Here is a 4,525-nt window from a genome sequence, read left to right as displayed (position 1 = left end):
GGAATCGCCGCGAGCAGCGCTTCCGTGTACGGATGATGCGCACGCGCAAAGATATCCGGCACGCGGTTGGTTTCGATGATCTCGCCCGCGTACATCACCGCCACGCGCTGCGCGACCTCGGAGACCACGGCCAGATCGTGCGAGATCAGCACCAGCGCCATGCCGCGCTCTTTCTGCAGACGCACGAGCAGTTCCATGATCTGCGCCTGGATCGTCACGTCGAGCGCCGTGGTGGGTTCGTCGGCGATCAGCAGTTTGGGGTTGCAGGCCACCGCCATCGCGATCATCACGCGCTGGTTCATGCCGCCCGACATCTGGTGCGGATAGTTGTCGATGCGGTTTTTCGCGTCGGGAATGCCGACCTGGTCGAGCAGTTCCAGCGCGCGCTTATGCAACGCCGCGCCGCGCAGCCCTTCGTGCAGCTTCAGCACTTCCTTGATCTGGTAGCCGACCGTATAACTCGGGTTCAGGCTCGTGAGCGCGTCCTGGAACACCATGGCGATGTCCTTGCCGACGATGCGGCGGCGCTCCTTGCCCGTGGCGTTGAGCAGATCGCGGCCATCGAAGGTGACCGCGTCGGCGGTGACCTTGCCGGGCGCGTCGATCAGGCCCATCAGCGCCATCATCGTCACGCTCTTGCCCGAGCCCGATTCGCCGACGATGCCCAGCACTTCGCCCGGCGCGACAGAGAGATTCACGCGGTCCACGGCGGCCAGGCCGTTGAAGTTCACCGACAGATTGCGGATGGAGAGAAGTTCTTGAGTCATGTTCAGGCCATCCGCTTCAGCTTGGGATCGAGTGCGTCGCGCAGCCCGTCGCCGAGCAGGTTGATCGCGAGCACCGAAATCAGGATCGACAGGCCCGGCATCGTGACGATCCACCAGGCGCTGTCGATATAGTCGCGCGCCGAGGCGAGCATCGCGCCCCACTCGGCCGCCGGCGGTTGCACGCCCAGCCCCAGGAAGCCGAGCGCGGCCGCATCGAGAATCGCCGAGCTGAAACCCAGCGTCGCCTGCACGATCAGCGGCGCCGTGCAGTTGGGCAGCACCTGCGAGAACATCAGCCGCAGCGTGCCCGCCCCGGCCACACGCGAGGCCGTCACGTATTCCTTGTGCAGTTCGCCCAGCGCCGAGCCGCGCGTCAGACGCACATAACCCGGCAGCGCCACGATCGCGATCGCGAACATCGTATTCGTCAGACCCGGGCCGATGATCGCCACCACGGCGACAGCCAGCAGCAGCGAGGGCAGCGCGAGCAGCACGTCCATCAGACGCATGATCGGCGTATCGGCCCATTTCTCGAAGAACGCGGCGACGAGCCCGAGCACGACGCCCGGAATCAGCGCGAGCACCACCGAGACGCAGCCGATCCACAGCGACAGGCGCGCGCCAAACATCAGACGCGAGAGGATGTCGCGGCCCGCTTCGTCGGTGCCGAGGATGAACTTCCAGTTGCCGCCGTCGAGCCACGCGGGCGGAATTTTCACGTAATCGCGGTACTGCTCGATGGGGCTGTGCGGCGCGAGCACCGGCGCGAAGACCGCGACGATCACCAGCAGCAGCACGATCAGGCCGGCGCCCACGGCGCCGCGGTTGCGCGAGAAGTTCGCCCAGAATTCGCGCAGCACGAGCGCGCGTCCCGAAGGCGGCGTGACCGCGCGGGGCGCGGTGTTCTGAATATCAGCCATCACGCCTCCTTGTTGTGAATGATGTGGGGGGTTTGCATCGTCATGGCGTGATTACCTCGTATGTCGAATGCGCGGATTGAGCACGCCGTACAGCAGATCGACGAACAGGTTCACGAGGATCACGAGCGTCGCGATCATCAGAATGCCGCCCTGCACCACCGGATAATCGCGCCGGCTGATCGCGTCGATCAGCCATTTGCCGATGCCGGGCCACGAGAACAGCGTCTCGGTGAGCACCGCGCCAGCCAGCAGGGTGCCGACCTGCAGGCCGATCACGGTCACCACCGGAATCAGCGCATTGCGCAGCGCATGCACGACGATCACGCGCACCGGCGAGAGACCCTTGGCGCGCGCCGTGCGGATGTAGTCCTCGCGCAGCACTTCGAGCATCGACGAGCGCGTCATGCGCGCGATCACCGCGAGCGGAATCGTGCCGAGCACGATCGCGGGCAGGATCAGATGACTCAACGCGGAGCGGAAGGAACCCTCATCGGTGCCAGGCAGCAGCGAATCGATCAGCATGAAGCCCGTCACGTGCGGAATGTCGAATTCCACCGCGATGCGCCCGGAAACCGGCGTCCAGCCCAGTTTCGACGAGAACACCATGATGAGGATCAGCCCCCACCAGAAGATCGGCATGGAATAGCCGGTGAGCGCCGTGCCCATCACGCCGTGATCGACCACGGTGCCGCGGCGCAGCGCCGCGAACACGCCCGCGGGCAGGCCGACCGCGAGCGCGAAGATCAGCGCGCAGATCGACAGTTCGACGGTGGCCGGAAAGCGCGCGAGAAACTCGCCCATCACGCTCGTGTTGGTGATGATCGAGGTGCCCAGATTGCCCTGCAGCGCGTGGCCGACGTAGTGCAGATACTGCATCGGCAGCGGCTCGTCGAGCCCGAGGCGATGCATCGCGTCGGCGTGCATTTGCGGATCGACGCCGCGCTCGCCCATCATCACTTCGATGGGGTCGCCCGGAATCAGGTGAATGAGTGCGAACGCCAGGATCGTGATGCCGATGAAAGTCGGAATCACCATGCCGATGCGGCGCAGTACGAAGCGGAACATGTCGTGTTCCCCCCTAAAACTTCAATGAGCCTGAATTGAAACGCAACCGGCGACAGGGGCTCGTGACCCCGGTCGCCGGACCATTTTCCGCCTGTTTGGCCCGGTATGCGGGCGAAGCGGAAAGTCTTACCCGATGATCGTTACTGCATGCTCACGCCGTCAAAACGCGCGTAGCCCAGCGGCTCGATGCGCATATCGACGACCTTCTTGCTGACCGGCTGATAGACCGTCGAGTGCGCGATCGGCGAGAACGGCATCTGCTGCGCGAAGATCTGCTGCGCCTGCGTGTAGAGCTTGGTGCGCTGCGCCTGGTCCGAAGTCTGACGCGCCTTCTGGATCAGGTCGTCGAAGGGCTTGTAGCACCACTTGCCGAAGTTGTTGCCGTTGACCGCGTCGCAGCCGAGCAGCGTGCCGAGCCAGTTGTCCGGGTCGCCATTGTCGCCGGTCCAGCCGATCAGCATCGTGTCGTCCTCGCCCGCGTGCGCGCGCTTGATGTACTCGCCCCACTCGTACGTGACGATCTTCGCCTTCACGCCGATCTTGGCCCAGTCGGCCTGGATCATTTCGGCCATCAGACGCGCGTTCGGGTTGTAGGCGCGCTGCACCGGCATCGCCCAGAGCGTGATCTCGAAGCCGTTCGGGAAACCGGCCCTGGCGAGCAGCGCCTTGGCCTTGGCCGTGTCATACGGCTGGGCCGTGAGGTTCTTGTCGTAGGACCATTGCGTGGGCGGCATCGGGTTGGTCGCGGCCTGGCCTGCGCCCTGGTACACCGACTCGATGATCGCCTTCTTGTTGATCGCCATGTCGAGCGCCTGGCGCACTTCGAGCTTGTCCATCGGCTTGCGCGTGACGGTGTACGACAGGTAGCCCAGGTTGAAGCCCGGCTGCGACGGCATCGCGAGGTTGGCATCGGCCTTCAGCGGCGCGATGTCGGCCGGACGCGGATAGCTCATCACCTGGCATTCGTCGCGCTTGAGCTTCTGCACGCGCACGCTGGCGTCCGGCGTGATCGAGAAGATCAGCTTCGAGAGCTTGACCGCGCCCGGCTTCCAGTAATCCGGGTTGCCGTCGAAGCGGATCGTCGCGTCCTTGGTGTAGCTCTTGAAGATGAACGGGCCGGTGCCGACCGGGTTCTGGTTGATGTCGGCGGCCTTGCCGGCCTTCATCAGCTGATCGGCGTATTCGGCCGAGAGGATCGAGGCGAATTCCATCGCCATGTTCTGGATGAACGGCGCGTTCGGCTCGTTCAGCGTGAACTTGACGGTGTAGGGATCGACTTTTTCGACCTTGGCGATCAGCTTGTCGAGGCCCATGTCGGTGAAGTACGGGAACGACACCGGGTAAGCCTTGCGGAACGGCTGGTTCGGGTCGAGCATGCGCTGGAACGAGAACACGACGTCGTCGGCGTTGAATTCGCGCGAGGGCTTGAAGAACGAGGTGGTCTGGAACTTCACGCCATGGCGCAGGTGGAACGTGTAGGTCTTGCCGTCAGGGGAAACATCCCACGATTGCGCAAGGCCCGGCTCGACCTTGGTGCCGCCGCGCTCGAACTCGACGAGGCGGTTGTAGACGGTGAACGTGTTCGCGGTGAAGTCGGTGCCGGTGGTGTACTGCGCCGGATCGAAACCGGCCGGGCTGCCTTCCGAGCAGTAGACGAGCGTCTTGTTCGGGATGCTGCCGGCGTGCGCGAGCGGCGCGCCTGCAATCGATGCCGCTGCGAGCGCCACGAGCGAGGTCATTCGTGCTGCACGCAACAGGTTGTTTTCTTTCATG

4 protein-coding genes are annotated in these 4,525 nt (G+C 64.4%); all 4 read right to left on the bottom strand.

The genetic code is table 11. The features are described from left to right. Positions 1-767, bottom strand: a 767-nt coding sequence (locus G3N59_RS36695) for an ABC transporter ATP-binding protein (protein ID WP_205987899.1), incomplete at its 3' end; no start/stop codon positions are given. Between the two features lie 2 nt (positions 768-769). After that, positions 770-1,687 carry an ABC transporter permease subunit gene (locus G3N59_RS36690; RefSeq protein ID WP_205987898.1) on the bottom strand — a complete coding sequence of 306 codons (918 nt, stop codon included), beginning with the start codon at positions 1,685-1,687 and terminating at the stop codon, positions 770-772. Positions 1,688-1,738: 51 nt separating this feature from the next. Next, complete coding sequence (locus G3N59_RS36685; RefSeq protein ID WP_205987897.1) at positions 1,739-2,752, bottom strand: ABC transporter permease subunit; 1,014 nt, start codon at positions 2,750-2,752, stop codon at positions 1,739-1,741. A 140-nt stretch (positions 2,753-2,892) separates the two neighbouring features. Continuing rightward, a complete protein-coding gene (locus G3N59_RS36680) occupies positions 2,893-4,524 on the bottom strand; it encodes an ABC transporter substrate-binding protein (protein WP_205987896.1) in 1,632 nt (543 codons plus the stop codon). Position 4,525: the final 1 nt, after the last annotated feature.

This window comes from Paraburkholderia sp. Ac-20340 (assembly GCF_017104965.1).
In the GTDB taxonomy this organism is placed as follows: Bacteria; Pseudomonadota; Gammaproteobacteria; order Burkholderiales; family Burkholderiaceae; genus Paraburkholderia.
This window is presented reverse-complemented; position numbering and strand designations above follow the sequence as displayed.